General features: G+C 71.6%; 15 protein-coding genes. 5 read left to right on the top strand and 10 right to left on the bottom strand.

Annotated elements, in window-relative coordinates; genetic code table 11:
- The first annotated feature begins 18 nt into the window (after nt 1-18).
- Genes tal through pgl form a run of 5 tightly spaced genes read left to right on the top strand, consistent with a single transcriptional unit; the run spans nt 19 to nt 6072 of the window.
- Nucleotides 19-1134, top strand: coding sequence for a transaldolase (gene tal / locus FHX53_RS03565; protein WP_182489945.1), 1116 nt, complete (start codon nt 19-21; stop codon nt 1132-1134).
- The gene (locus FHX53_RS03560; RefSeq protein ID WP_182489944.1) at nt 1131-2726 is read left to right on the top strand and encodes a glucose-6-phosphate isomerase; all 1596 of its coding nucleotides are present in this window, start codon (nt 1131-1133) and stop codon (nt 2724-2726) included. Before tal ends, FHX53_RS03560 begins: the two co-directional genes overlap by 4 nt.
- 24 nt (nt 2727-2750) lie before the next feature.
- A complete protein-coding gene (zwf, locus tag FHX53_RS03555) occupies nt 2751-4292 on the top strand; it encodes a glucose-6-phosphate dehydrogenase (protein WP_182489943.1) in 1542 nt (513 codons plus the stop codon).
- The gene (locus FHX53_RS03550) at nt 4289-5212 is read left to right on the top strand and encodes a glucose-6-phosphate dehydrogenase assembly protein OpcA (RefSeq protein WP_182489942.1); all 924 of its coding nucleotides are present in this window, start codon (nt 4289-4291) and stop codon (nt 5210-5212) included. The genes zwf and FHX53_RS03550 overlap by 4 nt, the downstream gene beginning before the upstream one ends.
- 41 nt (nt 5213-5253) lie before the next feature.
- Nucleotides 5254-6072, top strand: coding sequence for a 6-phosphogluconolactonase (gene pgl / locus FHX53_RS03545; RefSeq protein ID WP_182489941.1), 819 nt, complete (start codon nt 5254-5256; stop codon nt 6070-6072).
- A gap of 28 nt (nt 6073-6100) precedes the next feature.
- On the opposite strand, the gene FHX53_RS03540 is transcribed toward pgl, so the two are convergent.
- From FHX53_RS03540 to FHX53_RS03495, 10 genes are all read right to left on the bottom strand, one after another.
- Nucleotides 6101-6844, bottom strand: a complete 744-nt coding sequence (locus FHX53_RS03540) for a sirohydrochlorin chelatase (RefSeq protein ID WP_182489940.1) — start codon at nt 6842-6844, stop codon at nt 6101-6103.
- Entirely contained in the window at nt 6837-7964 is a 1128-nt protein-coding gene (locus FHX53_RS03535) for a uroporphyrinogen-III synthase (protein ID WP_246335385.1), read from the bottom strand. Before FHX53_RS03535 ends, FHX53_RS03540 begins: the two co-directional genes overlap by 8 nt.
- Nucleotides 7965-7978: 14 nt before the next feature.
- Nucleotides 7979-9226 (bottom strand): uroporphyrinogen-III C-methyltransferase, encoded by a 1248-nt coding sequence (gene cobA, locus FHX53_RS03530; RefSeq protein ID WP_220476178.1) that lies wholly within the window; start codon nt 9224-9226, stop codon nt 7979-7981.
- Between the two features lie 5 nt (nt 9227-9231).
- A complete protein-coding gene (gene nirD / locus FHX53_RS03525) occupies nt 9232-9627 on the bottom strand; it encodes a nitrite reductase small subunit NirD (RefSeq protein WP_182489938.1) in 396 nt (131 codons plus the stop codon).
- A 2-nt stretch (nt 9628-9629) separates the two neighbouring features.
- Entirely contained in the window at nt 9630-12218 is a 2589-nt protein-coding gene (gene nirB / locus FHX53_RS03520) for a nitrite reductase large subunit NirB (protein WP_182489937.1), read from the bottom strand.
- 72 nt (nt 12219-12290) lie between these two features.
- Nucleotides 12291-13646 (bottom strand): MFS transporter, encoded by a 1356-nt coding sequence (locus tag FHX53_RS03515; protein ID WP_182489936.1) that lies wholly within the window; start codon nt 13644-13646, stop codon nt 12291-12293.
- Between the two features lie 235 nt (nt 13647-13881).
- A complete protein-coding gene (locus FHX53_RS03510; RefSeq protein WP_182489935.1) occupies nt 13882-14241 on the bottom strand; it encodes an RNA polymerase-binding protein RbpA in 360 nt (119 codons plus the stop codon).
- Between the two features lie 12 nt (nt 14242-14253).
- The gene (secG, locus tag FHX53_RS03505) at nt 14254-14502 is read right to left on the bottom strand and encodes a preprotein translocase subunit SecG (protein ID WP_182489934.1); all 249 of its coding nucleotides are present in this window, start codon (nt 14500-14502) and stop codon (nt 14254-14256) included.
- A gap of 66 nt (nt 14503-14568) precedes the next feature.
- On the bottom strand, nt 14569-15360 hold the full coding sequence (tpiA, locus tag FHX53_RS03500; protein WP_182489933.1) for a triose-phosphate isomerase: 792 nt from the start codon (nt 15358-15360) through the stop codon (nt 14569-14571).
- Nucleotides 15351-16565 (bottom strand): phosphoglycerate kinase, encoded by a 1215-nt coding sequence (locus FHX53_RS03495; protein ID WP_182489932.1) that lies wholly within the window; start codon nt 16563-16565, stop codon nt 15351-15353. Before FHX53_RS03495 ends, tpiA begins: the two co-directional genes overlap by 10 nt.
- Nucleotides 16566-16582: the final 17 nt, after the last annotated feature.

Below are 16582 nucleotides of genomic sequence, written 5' to 3'. Positions count from 1 at the left end.
GAGACAAAAGAGGACACCATGAGCCCCACCCCCACCCCCACCGCCCAGCTGAGCGCCCTCGGCGTGAGCATCTGGCTCGACGACCTGTCGCGCGACCGCATCGGCTCCGGCGCGCTCGCCTCGCTCATCGAGAATCGCGGCGTCGTCGGCGTCACCACGAACCCGACGATCTTCGCCGCCGCGCTCGCGACCGGCACGACGTACGACGCGCAGGTGCGAGACCTCGCGGGCGCGGGCGTCGACGTCACCGATGCGGTCTTCGAGATCACGACGGACGACGTCGCTGCGGCGTGCGACATCTTCGCCCCGATCTACGCGAGCTCCGCAGGACAGGACGGCCGCGTCTCGATCGAGGTCGAGCCCGGCCTCGCGCACGACGCGGCCGGCACCATCGAGCAGGCCCGGCAACTGTGGGCGAAGGTCGACCGCCCCAACGCGATGATCAAGATCCCCGCGACCCGCGAGGGTCTCGAGGCCATCACCGAAACGATCGGCGCGGGCATCAGCGTCAACGTCACCCTCATCTTCAGCCTCGAGCGCTACCGCGAGGTCATCGAGGCCTACCTCGCGGGCCTCGAGAAGGCGCGCGATGCGGGTATCGACCTCGCGACGATCCACTCGGTGGCGTCGTTCTTCGTCTCGCGCGTCGACACCGAGATCGACAAGCGGCTCGTCGCCATCGGGAGCCCGGAGGCGCTGGCGCTCAAGAGCAAGGCCGGCATCGCCAACGCGCGCCTCGCCTACGAGCTGTTCGAGCAGGAGTTCGCCGGCGCGCGGGCCCAGGAGCTCATCGGCGGCGGGGCGAACGTCCAGCGCCCGCTGTGGGCCTCGACCGGGGTCAAGGACCCGGCGCTCCCCGACACCCTCTACGTGACCGAGCTCGCTGTCGGCCAGACCGTCAACACGATGCCCGAGAAGACGCTCGAGGCGACCTTCGACCACGGCGTGATCACCGGCGACCAGGTGACCGGTGGCTACGAGGCCTCGCGCGAGGTCCTCGCCGCGCTCGAGAGCTTGGGCATCTCGGTTGCGGAAGTCACGGCCCTGCTCGAAAAGGAGGGCGTCGAGAAGTTCATCGTGAGCTGGAACGAGCTCCTCGACACTGTCACGGCCGCTCTCGAGGCCGCCCGATGACGGCGACCATCGGAGCCCGCGGCCCCGCAGCGGACGCCATCGCACGGCACGTGCCGCAGCTCGTCGAACAACTCGTCGCGAGCCGCATGACGAACGGGGACGCCACGCTCTGGGGCCCTGCTGCGGAGGACGAGGCCGAGAAGCGCCTCGGCTGGACGCAGGCCGTCTCGGTCTCGCGCCCGCTCGTGCCCGCGATCATCGCGCTGCGCGACGACCTCGCGGCGCGCGGCGTCACCCGGGTCGTGCTCTGCGGCATGGGCGGTTCGTCGCTCGCCCCCGAGGTCATCACGCGAACGCTCGGCGCCGACCTCGTCGTGCTCGACTCGACCGATCCCGGCCAGGTCCGCGCCGTCGTCGAGCACCGGCTCGCCGAAACGGTCGTCGTCGTCTCGTCGAAGTCGGGGTCGACGGTCGAGACCGACAGCCAGAAGCGGGCATTCGAGGCTGCCTTCCGCGCCGCGGGCATCGATCCGGCCGAGCGCATCGTCATCGTCACCGACCCCGACTCCCCCCTCGAGCAGGCGTCGCTCGCCGCCGGCTACCGCGTCTTCCGCGCCGATCCCACCGTCGGCGGACGCTACTCGGCGCTCACGGCCTTCGGCCTCGTGCCCTCCGGACTCGCGGGCGCCGACATCGAGGAGATCCTCGACGAGGCGGAGGCTGCGCTCGCCCCGCTCGCCATCGACAGCGCGTCGAACCCCGGGCTGCAGCTCGGCGCGGCGATCGCGGGCACCGAGCCGCGCCGCGACAAGCTTGTCATCGTCGCCGATGGCACGCACATCGTCGGCTTCGGCGACTGGGTCGAGCAGCTGATCGCCGAGTCGACCGGCAAGGACGGCACCGGCATCCTCCCCGTCGTCGTCGGCTCGGATGCTCCCGAGCTCCACTCCGGCGCACCGGACATCCAGGTGGTCCGTCTCGTCGCGAACGCGCGCGCCACCGAGGAGGTCGCTCCCGGTGAGATCGAGGTGTCGGGATCGCTCGGCGGGCTGCTCATGACGTGGAAGTACGCCACGGCCGTCGCGGGCATCCTGCTCGGCATCAATCCGTTCGATCAGCCCGACGTCGAGTCGGCGAAGATCGCCGCGCGCGGACTGCTGGATGCCCGCCCCGAGCCGGTCGCGCCCGTCTTCGTCGACGGCGGCATCGCCGTCACCGGCCCCGCCGAGCTGCTCGCCGGTGCGACGACCGCCGCGCAGGCCGTCGCCCGACTGCGCGACGCCGTGCCGGCGGACGGCTACATCGCCGTCCAGGCCTACCTCGACCGCACCGCGCACCCCGAGCTCGAGGCAGTGCGTCACCGGCTCGCGGCCGCGAGCGGGCGCCCCGTCACCTTCGGCTGGGGCCCGCGGTTCCTGCACTCGACGGGTCAGTACCACAAGGGCGGGCCCGCGCACGGGGTGTTCCTCCAGATTGTGGGGGGCACCTCCGACGACCTCGAGATCGCCGACCGGCCGTTCACCTTCGGCCAGCTCATCGCCGCGCAGGCCGCGGGCGATGCGCGCGTGCTCGCCGAGCACGGCCGCCCCGTCGTGACGCTCGCCGTCGCGGACGAGGACGCGATCGCCGCGCTCATCGCGGCGATCGACTGACCGGCACGGCCGAAGAGGAGAACCATGGCACCGGTCGAGATCTCGCCGGAGAACAATCCCCTGCGCTCCGTCGAGGATCGCCGGCTCGCCCGCATCGCGGGACCGAGCGGGCTGATCATCTTCGGCGTGACGGGCGACCTGTCGCGCAAGAAGCTCATGCCCGCGGTGTACGACCTCGCCAATCGCGGGCTGCTGCCCCCGGGATTCGCCCTGGTCGGGTTCGCCAGACGCGACTGGGAGGACCAGGACTTCGAGAAGGTTGTGCACGACGCCGTGAAGCAGCACGCGCGCACGCCGTTCGACGAGGCCACCTGGAAGCAGCTCGCGGCGGGCATCCGCTTCGTGTCGGGCGATTTCGACGACGACGGCGCATTCGAACGGCTGTCGGAGACGATCGCGGAGCTCGACAGAGAGCGCGGGACGATGGGCAACCACGCGTTCTACCTGTCGATCCCGCCGAAGTCGTTCCCGGTCGTGACCGAGCAGCTTCGCCGCAGCGGGCTCGCCGAGGCGAAGGACGGCGAGTGGCGTCGCGTCGTCATCGAGAAGCCGTTCGGCAACGACCTGACGACCGCGCGCGAGCTCAACGCCGTCGTCGAGTCGGTGTTCCCGCCGGACTCGGTCTTCCGCATCGATCACTACCTCGGCAAGGAGACCGTCCAGAACCTCCTGGCTCTGCGGTTCGCCAACATGATGTACGAGCCGATCTGGAACGCGAACTACGTCGACCACGTGCAGATCACAATGGCGGAGGACATCGGCGTGGGCGGCCGGGCCGGCTACTACGACGGCATCGGCGCGGCGCGCGACGTCATCCAGAACCACCTGCTGCAGCTGCTCGCCCTCACGGCGATGGAGGAGCCCGTCTCGTTCGACGCCGCCGACCTGCGCGCCGAGAAGGAGAAGGTTCTCTCGGCGGTGCGCCTGCCGAAGGACCTCTCGACGGCCACGGCGCGCGGCCAGTACGCGAGCGGGTGGCAGGGCGGCGAGCTCGTGCCCGGGTTCCTGGAGGAGGAGGGCATGAACCCCGAGTCGGTCACGGAGACCTACGCGGCCATGCGCCTGGACATCTCCACTCGGCGCTGGGCGGGCGTGCCGTTCTACCTACGGGCGGGCAAGCGCCTCGGTCGCCGCGTCACCGAGATCGCCGTGGTGTTCAAGCGCGCGCCGCAGTACCTCTTCGCCGAGAGCCAGACCTCGGCGCTCGGGCAGAACGCCCTCGTGATCCGCGTGCAGCCCGACGAGGGCGTGACGATGCGGTTCGGGTCGAAGGTGCCGGGCGCGGGCATGCAGGTGCGCGACGTGACGATGGACTTCGGCTACGGCCACGCATTCACCGAGCAGAGCCCGGAGGCTTACGAGCGCCTCATCCTCGACGTGCTGCTAGGCGAGCCTCCGCTCTTCCCGCGCCACGAGGAGGTCGAGCTCAGCTGGAAGATCCTCGACCCCATCGAGGAGTTCTGGGCGACGCAGGGCCGCCCCGAGCAGTACGCCCCCGGAACCTGGGGCCCGAAGTCCGCGGACGACCTGCTCGCCCGCGACGGCCGCGTCTGGAGGCGCCCGTGATCATCGACCTGCCCGACACGACCACGAGCCAGGTGTCGAAGAAGCTCGTCACCCTCCGCGAGGAGGGCGGCGCGGTCGCCCTCGGCCGCGTTCTCACGCTCGTCATCGCGACCGCGATCGGAGCCGAGGAGGAGGCCATCGAGGCCGCCAACGAGGCCTCGCGCGAGCATCCCATGCGCATCATCGTGGTGTCGACGAACGGCGCGGGCGAAGAGCCCCGTCTCGACGCGGAGATCCGCGTGGGCGGAGACGCCGGCGCGAGCGAGGTCATCGTCCTGCGCGCCCACGGCGAAACCGCACGCGATCAGCAGGGTCTCGTGACCGGCCTGCTGCTGCCCGATGCGCCCGTCGTCACCTGGTGGCCGGGCGAGTGCCCCAGCCAGCGCGCGTGCGAGACTCCGCTCGGCCGGATCGCTCAGCGTCGCATCACCGACAGCGGCGCCTCCGATGACCCGGTGGGGATGCTCGCTCGTCTCGCCGAGGACTACAAGCCCGGCGACACCGACTTCGCCTGGACCCGCCTGACCCTGTGGCGCGGACAGCTCGCCGCGGCCCTCGACCAGCCGCCGTACGAGCCCATTACGAGCGCTGAGGTTGCGGGCGCCCCCGACTCCCCCTCGACCCTCCTGCTCGCGGCGTGGCTGCGCCGCCAGCTGCAGGTGCCCGTCACGGTCGATGTCGCCGACGGGAACCCGACGGCGGGCATCCACCGCGTAGTCCTGCACCGCGCGACCGGAGCGGTGCGCCTCGAGCGCGTGCAGCCTGCCGTCGCCCAGCTCTCGCAGGCGGGCCAGCCGACCCACGAGCTCTCCCTCCCCCGCCGTGGGCTGCGCGAGTGCCTCGCCGAGGAATTGCGTAGGCTCGACCCTGATGACGTCTACGGCGACGTGCTCCGCTCGGGGCTTGACGCCCGGGTCTGACCCCCACGGGTCCCCCCGCCGCTCCACCCCGAAAGGCTCCAGTGACCACCGACCGTCGTGTCCTCGTCCACCCCGATCGGGCGGCCCTCGCGGCGTCCGTCGCCGCGCGCTTCCTCACCAAGGTCATCGACCTGATCGAGGACGAGGGGGAGGCCCACATCGTCCTGACCGGCGGCTCCGTCGGCATCGAGGTGCTCGACGCGATCGCGGGTTCACCGGCGCGCAACAGCATCGACTGGTCGCGCGTGCACGTGTGGTGGGGCGATGAGCGCTGGCTGCCGCGCGACGATGACGAGCGCAACGAGAAGCAGGCCCGAGAGGCCCTCCTCGACCACGTCCCGGTCGACGAGGCGAAGGTCCACCCGTTCCCGGCGAGCGACGCCGGGCTCTCGCTCGAAGAGGCCGCCGCCGCCTACGAGGCCGAGCTGCGCGCCGCCGCCCGCGAGGGCGAGAAGCACCCGGTCTTCGCGATCACCTTCCTCGGCGTGGGCCCCGACGGCCACATCGCTTCGCTCTTCCCCGAGCGCGATGGTCCGACCGTCACGACGATCGGAGTGATCGCCGTTCACGACTCCCCCAAGCCGCCGCCGGAGCGACTGAGCCTGACACTCCCGCTCATCAACACCTCCGAGCGGATCTGGCTCGTCCTCGCCGGCGGCGACAAGGCCCCGGCGCTGGGTCTCGCGCTCGCGGGCGCCTCGCCGGCGGATGTCCCGGTCGCGGGAGTCCTCGGCAGGAAGCGCACCGTCTTCTTCATCGACCAGGCGGCCTCGGCCGAGGTGCCCGAGGCTCTCGTCATGCCGACGTCGTACTGGACGGGCGCGATGGACCAGAAGGATTGGATGCCCGGCGGGAGCTGACCGGCCGCGGCCCGCGCTACGCGGCGCGTCAGACCAGCACGGATCGCCGCGCGAGCGCTTCCGCGTATCGGTCGAGCGCGATCGCAGCGAGGCGAGGATCCGGCCCGAGCGGTGCCGTGACCCGATCCGCACCGGCCTCGAGCAGTCGATCGTGGAAGTATCCGGGGGCGAGCAGGTACGAGGCGATGACCACGCGCTCGACGGCCCCGCACGTCGCGGCGTCGCCGCGAGCGGTCTCCACCGCCGCCGGAACACGGGGGTGCGCCCCCGCGCCGTACCCAATCGAGATCGAGCCGGGCCAGCGGTCGCGAACGGAGTCGGCGAGTCGCGTGACGGCTGCCGCGGCCTCGGGCCTGCTGGATCCGGCCGCGGCGAGCACGACCCTGTCGCGCGGGGTGGCGCCCGCGGCGCGGAGGCGTTCGGCGATGATCGCCGCGAGACGGCAGTCCGGACCGAGGGGCGGGGCGGCCATCACGCGTCCGCCGCCCGACTGCGCCGCCTCGGCGATGTCGACGGCCGTGTGGAAGCCGACCGAGAGCAGGAGAGGAACGATGACGGCACTCGCCCCGGGAGGCAGCGCGTCGACGACGTCGGGCAGGGACGGCTCCTGCACGTCGACGAACGCCTCCCGCACATCCAGATCCGGGCGGCGACGGCGGATGTCGTCGACGATCGAGCGCACGACCCTGCGCCCCGTGACGTCGTCTGTGCCGTGCGCGCAGGCGATCAGGATGTGCGGATCGCTCTCGGCCTCGACCAGCGTGTCAGGCATCGGCGAGCTCCAATCGGTATCCGCGCTTGACGACCGTGCGAACCACCCTCGGGTCCCGGGCGGCCTGCCGGAGACGCGCGATCGCGACCTCGACCGCGTGCGGGTCGCGAGAATCCCCCGGCAGCGACGTCAGCAGCTCGTCGCGGACCACGACGTCTCCGTTCGCTCGAGCGAGCGCGCGCAGGATCGCGAGCACGGTGGGCGTGAGCTCGAGATCGCGATCGTCGAGCAGCGCGGCGGTCGCGCGCACCTGCAGCGGACCCGCGACCGTGCGGATTGCGGTCGCGCGCTTCACGGCGTAGTGCGTGACGACGGCCCGGACGAGCGACCCGAGTCGACCGCGGTCGGGCACGAGCGGATCCACGCCGAGCGCGAGAAGCGGCATGGCCGTGACCGGGCCGACCGCGGCGGCGAGAGTCGGGCCGTCGACGAAGGCGGCGCGGACATCCTGGTCGACGCCCGCGCGCGTCGCGGCGTCGAGCCACGCCTGCGCGCCGGGGGCGGAGGTGAAGACGACGCCGTCGAGTCGCCCCGCCGCGCACTCCCGCACGGAGTCGCGCAGAGCACCAGGATCCTTCGGCGGGCCCCAGCGGTACACCACGATCGGGTCGACGCGGGCCCCCGCGGCGACGAAGGCCTCGTCGAGGCCGTCGGACCCGGATCCGTGGTGCTGGACGACGATGCGCAGTCCCTCGACGCCCTCGTCGAGCAGGTAGGCGCCGAGCTCCGCCGAGGTCTCGCTCTCCGACACCCAGTCGGGCACGAGACCGGCCTGCTGGATGGCGCCTCGCGCCTTCGGCCCGCGCGCGACGATGCGGCCCGAGCGCAGGGCTCCGACGAGGTCGTCGGCGAGACCGTGCGCGTCGGCGGCCTCGACCCAGCCTCGGAACCCGATGCCCGTGGTCACCACGATCGCGTCCGGCGGTTCGGCGATCACCCGGCGCGTCGCCGCGATGAGCTCGTCGTCGTCGAGCACGGGCACGACCGAGATCGCGGCCGCCGTGCTGACCTGGGCCCCGTGCCGGCCGAGCGCGACGGCGAGCTCCGTCGATCGGCGGTCGGCGGTGATCAGGATGCGGCAGCCCGCGAGGTGCTGCTGCTGCATCGGTGTCACCGTCATCCCGCCGCCGCCCGTCATCCGGCGGGCCGAGCCATCGCGTGAGGCGCCGACCCTTGAGGCGCGACGGGAGCGGCGTCGAGGAGATCGGGCGCGGCGACGCGCCCCATCACGATGACGGCCGGGTTGCGCACCCCGGCGTGAGCGGCCGACGCGAGAATCTCGGCGAGCACCGCTCGGGTCGTTCGCTGCTCGGGAGTGCACCCGCGCTCGACGATGGCGACGGGCAGCCGAGGGTCGACGCCGAGCGCGAGAGCCCGCGACACGAGCACCGGGAGCGTGCCGACCCCCATGAGCACGACGAGCGTCGTGCGCTCGTCCAGAAGCGCGCCGAGCACTCGCGAGTCGAGCGCCTCGTGCCCGGTCGCGATGCGCACGCCGTCCGCGACGCCGCGGTGCGTGATCGGGATGCCCGCGGCCGCCGGGACGGCGATCGCACTCGAGATGCCGGGCACGACCTCGATCGCCACGCCCGCCGCGCGGCAGGCGGCGACCTCCTCGCCCCCTCGGCCGTACACGAACGGGTCCCCTCCCTTCAGGCGCACGACGCGGCGGCCCTCCCCCGCGAGCCGGATCAGCAGTGCGTTGATCTCCTCCTGCGGCACCGGGTGATGGCCCGGCCGCTTGCCGACGTCGACGATCTCGACGCCCGCGGGCAGCTCGGCGAGAGCATCCACCGCTCCGAGACGATCGGTGACCACGACGTCGGCCGCGGCGAGTGCGCGGGCGCCGCGGACGGTGAGGAGATCGGCGGCGCCCGGCCCGCCGCCCACGAGGACGACTGAGCCGGAGACTGAGGCACGACGACGACGGAGGTCGACAGCGCCCGACCTCACGGTCAGCGAGAGCTCGCGGGCGACGGAGGCGCAGCGGCGCGGATCCGCCGCGCCGTCGGAGGCGACACCGATGACCACGCCCTCGGCGCGCTCCTGAGCCGGAAGGCGGGCGCTTCCGGTCTGCACGGCGCTCGCGACGACGCACCAGATCCGCCTGGTCTCCGCCCAGGAGGCGACGGCGCCGTCGACAGCGGGATCGCCGGTCGCGGCGTGGACGAGCCATGCCTCGTCGAGGTCGCCGGCGACGACGTCCCGCTGGCTCCAGGTGGCGAGGCCGCTCTCGACGAGCTCGCTGAGGACGGGGGCGATCTCCCGAGCCACGACGTGGAGGAGCGCCCCCTCGTCGACGAGCCGACGCGCGCGCCTCGCCGAGACGTCGCCTCCGCCGACGAGGACGACGCGCCGACCGGCGAGCTCGACGCCGAGCATCGCGGTCACGCGGTGACCGCCCGGGCGATGTGGACGACGCCGTCGATGACGCGCGTGGCGTAGGTGCGAAGGGGACGCGCCTCCCCGCCGTGCGTCTCGACGCACTCGCCCGTGCGGAGATCGAAGACGTGCTTGTACATGGGTGAGGCGACGGTCGGCCGTCCCGCGCGGCTGCCCACGATCCCGCGCGCTACGACGTATGCGCCGCTGTACGGGTCGCGCTGGCAGACGGCGACGACGGCCCCGTCGTCGAGGCGGAACAGCGCGACCTGCCGGCCGGCGACGAGAGCTGCGGCGCCGCGCTCGAGAGGCAGCTCGGCCAGATGGCACACCGGCTCCCAGCGCTCGGGCTCCTCGGAGCGCTCGCCCTCGCGCTCGGGGGCCGCTCGGGTGATCTCCATCGTCATCGCCGTACCTCCAGCATCGTCCCCGCGATGAGCACTGCGCTATCGCCTCTCGCGACCGCATCGCGCTCGTCCTGCCGCGCCGGCCGGCCCTGCCCGCGCTCGGCGACGTAGCCCAACGACGGGTCGGGCTCGCGCGGGGCGTTGATGAACGAGGCGAATCGCTCGAGCTTCTGCGGATCATCGAGCGTCGTTCGCCACTCGTCCTCGTAGCGCTCCAGATGCTCCGCGATCGCGGCGTCGAGCTCCGCGCCGAGGCCGAGCACGTCGTCCACGACGATCGCGCGCACGGCCTCCACGCCGCCCTCGACCTCCTCGAGCCAGGAGGCGGTGCGTTGGAGCCGGTCGGCGCTGCGGATGTAGTAGATGAGGATCCGGTCGATCGTGCGGACGAGGGTCTCGGTGTCGAGGTCCTCCGCGAACAGCGTGGCGTGGCGTGGCGTGAAGCCGCCGTTCCCGCCGACGTAGAGGTTCCAGCCCTTCTCCGTCGCGATCACGCCGATGTCCTTCCCGCGCGCCTCCGCGCACTCGCGCGCGCAGCCCGAGACCCCCATCTTGAGCTTGTGCGGCGAGCGGAGTCCGCGATAGCGCAGCTCGAGCTCGATCGCGAGGCGGACCGAGTCCTGCACGCCGTACCGGCACCAGGTCGAGCCGACGCAGCTCTTCACCGCACGCAAAGACTTGCCGTAGGCGTGCCCCGACTCGAAGCCTGCGTCCACGAGCCGCCGCCAGATGTCGGGCAGCTGCTCGAGCCGCGCGCCGAAGAGGTCGATTCGCTGCGCGCCGGTGATCTTCGTGTACAGACCGAAGTCGCGGGCCACCTCGCCGATAGCGAGCAGACCCTCGGGCGTGATCTCCCCCGCGGGAATCCGCGGGACGACCGAGTAGCTTCCATCCTTCTGCAGGTTCGCCATCACGTGGTCGTTCGTGTCCTGAAGGGTCGAGTGCTCGCCGTCGAGCGGGTGCCCGCCGTGCAGAGAGCTCAGGATCGACGCGATCGCCGGCTTGCAGATGTCGCAACCGCGTCCGGTCCCGTGCTTCGCGATGACCTCGGAGAACGAGGTGAGGCGCCCGATCCTCACCGCCTCGAACAGCTGCGGGCGCGAGAGAGCGACGTGCTCGCACAGCGCGGTGCTCGTCTCGACCCCGGCGCGCGCGAGCTCCGTCGTCATGATCTTCTTCACGAGCGGGATGCACGAGCCGCAGCTCGTGCCCGCCGAGCTGCACGCCTTCACCCCAGCGAGATCGGTGCACCCGTGGTCGGTGACGGCGGCGCGGACGGCACCGACGCCGACCGAGTTGCAGGAACAGGCAACGGCGTCGTCCGGCAGCTCGCCCGACGACGCCGTTCCGCCCGCGGGGCCGAGGTAGGCGGCGGGGTCGGCACCGAGCTGGCGACCCAGCATCGGACGCAGGCTCGCGTACGCGCTCGCATCGCCGACGAGGATCCCGCCGAGCAGGACCCGGGCGTCGTCGCTCATCACGAGCTTCTGGTACACGCCCGCGACGGGATCCGCGTAGACGACCTCGAGCGCACCGGGAGATATGCCACCGGCGTCGCCGAAGCTCGCGACATCGACGCCGCTGAGCTTGAGCCTGGTCGCGGTGTCCGCCTCGGGCACGGTGGCCGGCCCGCCCAGGAGGCGATCGACGAGGACCTCGGCCATGGCGTAGCCGGGGGCGACGAGGCCGTGGCAGGCGCCGGCGATGAACGCCACCTCGCCGACGGCGGAGATCCGGGGGTCGGAGGTCGCGCATCCCTCGTCGATGACGACGCCGCCCGCAGGGCCGATCGCGAGACCCGCCGCGACCGCCAGCTCGTCGCGGGGCTCGATGCCGACCGCGATGACGACCACGTCCGCATCGAGGCGCTCGCCATCCGCGAAGACGAGCCCGCCGACCTCGCCCGAGGGTGTGCCGCTCAGAGCGCGCGTGCGGCGCTCGGTGAGGACCCGGATGCCCCGCTGCTCGATGAGTCGGCGCAGGACCGCCGCGCCGCCCTCGTCGAGCTGAGCGGACATGAGCCGCCCGGACGACTGCACGACCGACGTCAGCACGCCCATCGATCGGAGCGAGCCCGCCGCCTCGAGCCCGAGAAGGCCTCCGCCGAGCACAGCGCCGCGGACGGTGCCGAGACGAGCGCGACGCTCCTCGACCCAGGCTCGTAGTGCGAGAGCATCATCGACCGTGCGGACAACGAAGACGCCCCGCAGGTCGGTGCCAGGCACGGTCGGTCGCCGCGCGGTCGACCCCGTCGCGAGCACCACGCGGTCGTAGGGGATGCGCGCGCCCGATCGCGTGCGGACGACGTGCTCGTCGCGATCGATCGCGACCGCGGCGTCGTCCGCCCGGAGCTCGATGCGCGGATCGCTCCACAGCAGCGGCGCTCCGAGCTGGAGCGCGTCGGGGTCCCCTCCGTCGACGACGGTGGAGAGCGCGATCCGGTCGTAGGGTCGGCGCCCCTCGTCGCCGAGCACCGTGACTCGCCAGCGGCGGTCAGCGTCGCGGCCCCGCAGCGACTCGACGAGCCGGTGGGCCACCATTCCCGCGCCGATGACCACGAGGTGCATCGGTTCGGCCGGGGTCATGCCGCCACCGTAGGGAACGGGCGTTTCGCGGATGTGTGCCATGTGTTTCCCTTGTGCGTCGATGGATCCCGGTCAGATTCGGGACTGCGCGAGCGCGGAGCCCCGGCGCTGGTACACCGCCCACACTGCGGCTGACATGACCACGTACGCGGCGAGGAAGGCGATGAAGCCGCCCTCGATGCCGAGGCCGGCGAAGACGCGCGGGATGAAGAACCCGCCGAGCGAGCCGATCGCCCCCGCGATGCCGATGCACCCCGCAGCGGCGCGACGACCGGCGAGGCTCGCCTCGTGCGACGTCACGCCGAGCTGGAACACGGCGGGGATCATCCGGTAGGTGGAGCCGTTGCCCATCCCCGCGGCGATGAAGAGAACGAGGAAGCTTCCGAGGAATCCGGCGAAGGACTCCGCTCGCACCGAGGTGATCACGGAAAGGACCCCGAGCGCCATGGTGGCGAATGCGGCGATCGTGACGCGGGCTCCCCCGAAGCGATCGGAGAGCATCCCGCCGATCGGACGCGCGAGGGCCCCGAGGAGGGCGCCCAGGAAGACGATGTTCGCGGTGACCTCGGGGAACTCGGTCTTCATGAGCGTCGGGAACGTGTTGGCGTAGCCGATGAAGGAGCCGAAGGTGCCGATGTACAGGAAGGAGATGAACCACGTGTGTCCGTTGCGCGAGGCCAGGAGGAAGCTGCGGAGATCGGACTTCGCGCACGCCAGGTTGTCCATGTACCGCCAGGCCAGAAGGGCGGCGAGGATGCACAGGGGCACGAATATGAGTCCCGCGCGCTCGAGGGCGATGCCCGCGCCGCCGATGATGACGATCGGGACGACGAGCTGCACCCACGCCGTCCCGAGGTTGCCGCCCGCGGCATTGAGGCCGAGGGCCTTGCCCTTCTCCCTCTCGGGGTAGAAGAACGAGATGTTGACCATGGAGCTCGTGAAGTTGCCGCCTCCGAGGCCCGCGGTCGCGGCGATCGCGAGCATGACGGGGAACGGCGTCGTGGGGTCGGCGACCGCGATCGCCAGTCCGATGGAGGGGATCAGCAGCAGGAGAGCCGAGACGATCGTCCAGTTGCGACCGCCGAAGACGGGCACCGTGAACGTGTAGGCGAAGCGCATGACGGCGCCCGTGAGCCCGGGGAGGGCGATGAGCCAGAAGAGCTCGTCGGCGGAGTAGCCGAAGCCCGCCGCGGGCAGCTGCGGGGTGACGATGCCCCAGAGGGCGAGCATCGCGAAGCCGAGGAACTCGGCCGTCATCGAGAAGATCAGGTTGCGGCGCGCGATGGGGCGGCCCTCGGACGCCCACTGCCCGTGATCCTCAGGGTCCCATCCGTCGATCCACCGTCCAGGACGACGGGAGAGCGGGGCGGCGGAGACGTCGAGGGCGTCGTCCCCCGCAGAGTTCGGGCGGTCGGAGATCACGGTCATGGGCGGTCCTTTCCCGGGGCGCCGGGCCGAGGTGCCGGCGACGATGGGACCGACGCTAGACAGGCGGTGTTTCCTCGTCGTGTCGTCGCGTTACCGCGCGCGAACGCTTTCCGCACGAGCGGCCGTCGGCCGCTGTGAGATCACGACGCGATGCGCTGGAAGAACGGGCGGGATGCGAGAAGGGCCCCGACGGATGTCGGGGCCCTTCTCTCGTCGAGCGGTGTTCGGGTCGGCGTCAGGCCGAGGTGCCGCGGCGTTCGCGCAGCTTCGTCAGCGCATCCTCGAGGATCTGCTTCGCCTCGTCCTCGCTGCGGCGCTCCTTCACGTAGGCGAGGTGCGTCTTGTACGGTTCGTTCTTCGCCAGCTGCGGCGGGTTGTCTTTGTCGCGACCGGCGGGGAGCCCGGAGGTCGGCGAGTCGATGACCTCGGGGATCTCCTCGTCGGGGAGGTTGGCCGCGAAGTGGCGGACGGTCTCATTGCCGTGAGCGTCCCAGTACGAGACCGCGATGCGGTCGGCGTGGACCCCGCGGTCCTGCTCCCCCATCGGGCCGGATCCGACGCGGGACCCGCGGATTGCGCTGCCTCCGGAAACCATGATGCTCCTGCCTTAGACCGCGTCGAAGCGGGTAATGAGACCGAGGATCACGATCGAGGTCACCCAGACGAGGGCGAGGATGATCGTGATGCGGTTGAGGTTGCGCTCGGCCACGCCGGATGCCCCGAGGTTGGAGGTGACGCCGCCCCCGAACATGTCGGAGAGCCCGCCGCCGCGACCGCGGTGCAGCAGGATCATGAGGGTCAGCAGAAGGCTCGTGATGCCCAGGATGACCTGGAGCACGACCTGAAGGATTTCCACGGGATAGGGGCCTCTCGGGGTGTAGAACAGCGTCCTACTCTAACGCACCGGCAGGGGCCGGTCGGGTCACGCGGTGCCGACGTGCTGACGGAATCTCGCGATGGCGGCGAACTCGTCGACGTCGAGGCTCGCGCCGCCGACGAGGGCCCCGTCGACGTCCTTCTGGTTCATGAATCCCGCGATGTTGCTGGACTTGACGCTTCCTCCGTAGATGATGCGCGTCCGAGCCGCGGCATCCTCGCTGAGCACCTCGGCGATCGTCGTGCGCAGAGCGGCGCAGACCTGCTGCGCCTGCTCAGGCGTCGCCGCCTGGCCGGAGCCGATGGCCCACACGGGCTCGTAGGCGACGACGATATCGGCGTCCGCCTCGAGCGCGTCGAGCACCACGCGAAGCTGGGCCATCGGGACGGCGGAGGGACCGTGGGTCTCGAGATCCTCGGCCGTCTCCCCCACGCAGACGACGGGCGTCACGCCGTGCCGCAGCGCGGCGACCGTCTTCTTCGCGACGATCTCGTCGTCCTCGTGGTGGTACTGGCGGCGCTCGGAGTGCCCGATGATCACGTACCGGCAGGCAAGGGCGGAGAGGAAGGCCCCCGAGATCTCGCCCGTGTACGCGCCGCTGTCGTGCATCGAGACGTCCTGCGCGCCGTGCGCGAGCTCGAGCTTGTCCGCCGCGATGAGGGTCTGCACGCTTCGCAGATCGGTGAAGGGCGGGAAGACCGCGACCTCCACGTCGCCGAAGGCGTGCTTCGCGTCCTTCAGAGCCCATGCGAGCTTCTGCACGAACGCGATCGACTGCAGGTGGTCGAGATTCATCTTCCAGTTGCCCGCGATGAGCGGGATGCGGGCTACGCCCATCCGAGGACCTCCAGTCCGGGAAGCTTCTTTCCCTCGAGGAACTCGAGGCTGGCGCCGCCTCCGGTGGAGACGTGGCCGAACTGCTCGTCGGTGAAGCCGAGTGCGCGCACGGCCGCAGCCGAGTCGCCTCCCCCGACGACGCCGAGGCCGGGGACGCGCGTCAGCGCCTCCGCGACCGCGCGCGTGCCGTTCGCGAACGCGGGGAACTCGAACACGCCCATCGGGCCGTTCCAGAACACCGTGGTCGACGAGGCCACGAGCTCCGCGAAGCGCGCCGCGGTCTCGGGGCCGATGTCGAGGCCGATGCCGGATGCTCCGGCCGGCCCCGTCTCGATCGCGTCCGCCGCGAGAACGGCGTGGTCGGCATCCGCGGCGAACCGCTCGGCCACGACCACGTCGGTCGGCAGCACGATCTCGACACCGCGCTCCTTCGCCTCGGCGAGGTAGCCGCGAACCGTCTCGAGCTGGTCCTCCTCGAGCAGGCTCCCGCCGACGGCGTGACCCTGCGCCTTGAGGAAGGTGAAGAGCATGCCGCCACCGATCAGGAGCCGGTCGACGCGCGGGAGCAGGTGCGCGATGACGCCGAGCTTGTCGCTCACCTTGGAGCCGCCGAGGACGACCGTGTACGGGCGCTCGGGACGCTCGGTGAGGCGGTCGAGCACGTCGGTCTCGGTGGAGATGAGCGAGCCGGCCGCGCTCGGCAGCAGCTCCGCGAGCTCGAAGACGCTCGCCTGCTTGCGGTGCACGACCCCGAAGCCGTCGGAGACCATGGCGTCGCCGAATCGCGCGAGGCTCTCCGCGAAGGCGCGACGCTCCTCCGTGTCCTTGCTCGTCTCACCGGGGTTGAAGCGAAGGTTCTCGAGCACCGCGACGGCGCCGTTGTCCAGCTGCGCGACCGCGCGCTCCGCGCCGTCGCCGACGGTGTCAGCGGCGACGGCGACGGGGGCGCCGAGGAGCTCGCTCAGTCGCTGCGCGACGGGACCGAGCCTGTACTTCGCGTCCGGGGCGCCGTCAGGACGCCCGAGGTGGGAGACGACGATGACCTTCGCTCCGCGGTGGACGAGGGCGTTGATCGTCGGGAGGGACGCTCGGATGCGTCCGTCGTCCGTCACGACTCCGTCCTTGAGGGGGACGTTGAGGTCGCAGCGCACGATGACGCGCTTCCCGGCGAGCTCGCCGAGGGACTCGATGGTTCTCAGTGCCACGGTGAGGTCGCCCTTCG

The organism is Microcella alkalica, from assembly GCF_014137945.1.
Taxonomy (GTDB): Bacteria; Actinomycetota; Actinomycetes; order Actinomycetales; family Microbacteriaceae; genus Microcella; species Microcella alkalica.
This window is presented reverse-complemented; position numbering and strand designations above follow the sequence as displayed.

Bases quoted from the DNA above. Each gene is read 5' to 3' on its own strand.
- tal (WP_182489945.1), top strand. From the start codon at position 19: ATGAGCCCCACCCCCACCCCCACCGCCCAGCTGAGCGCCCTCGGCGTG.
- FHX53_RS03560 (WP_182489944.1), top strand. From the start codon at position 1,131: ATGACGGCGACCATCGGAGCCCGCGGCCCCGCAGCGGACGCCATCGCA.
- zwf (WP_182489943.1), top strand. From the start codon at position 2,751: ATGGCACCGGTCGAGATCTCGCCGGAGAACAATCCCCTGCGCTCCGTC.
- FHX53_RS03540 (WP_182489940.1), bottom strand. From the start codon at position 6,844: ATGCCTGACACGCTGGTCGAGGCCGAGAGCGATCCGCACATCCTGATC.
- FHX53_RS03535 (WP_246335385.1), bottom strand. From the start codon at position 7,964: ATGACGGTGACACCGATGCAGCAGCAGCACCTCGCGGGCTGCCGCATC.
- cobA (WP_220476178.1), bottom strand. From the start codon at position 9,226: ATGCTCGGCGTCGAGCTCGCCGGTCGGCGCGTCGTCCTCGTCGGCGGA.
- nirD (WP_182489938.1), bottom strand. From the start codon at position 9,627: ATGGAGATCACCCGAGCGGCCCCCGAGCGCGAGGGCGAGCGCTCCGAG.
- nirB (WP_182489937.1), bottom strand. From the start codon at position 12,218: ATGACCCCGGCCGAACCGATGCACCTCGTGGTCATCGGCGCGGGAATG.
- FHX53_RS03515 (WP_182489936.1), bottom strand. From the start codon at position 13,646: ATGACCGTGATCTCCGACCGCCCGAACTCTGCGGGGGACGACGCCCTC.
- FHX53_RS03510 (WP_182489935.1), bottom strand. From the start codon at position 14,241: ATGGTTTCCGGAGGCAGCGCAATCCGCGGGTCCCGCGTCGGATCCGGC.
- tpiA (WP_182489933.1), bottom strand. From the start codon at position 15,360: ATGGGCGTAGCCCGCATCCCGCTCATCGCGGGCAACTGGAAGATGAAT.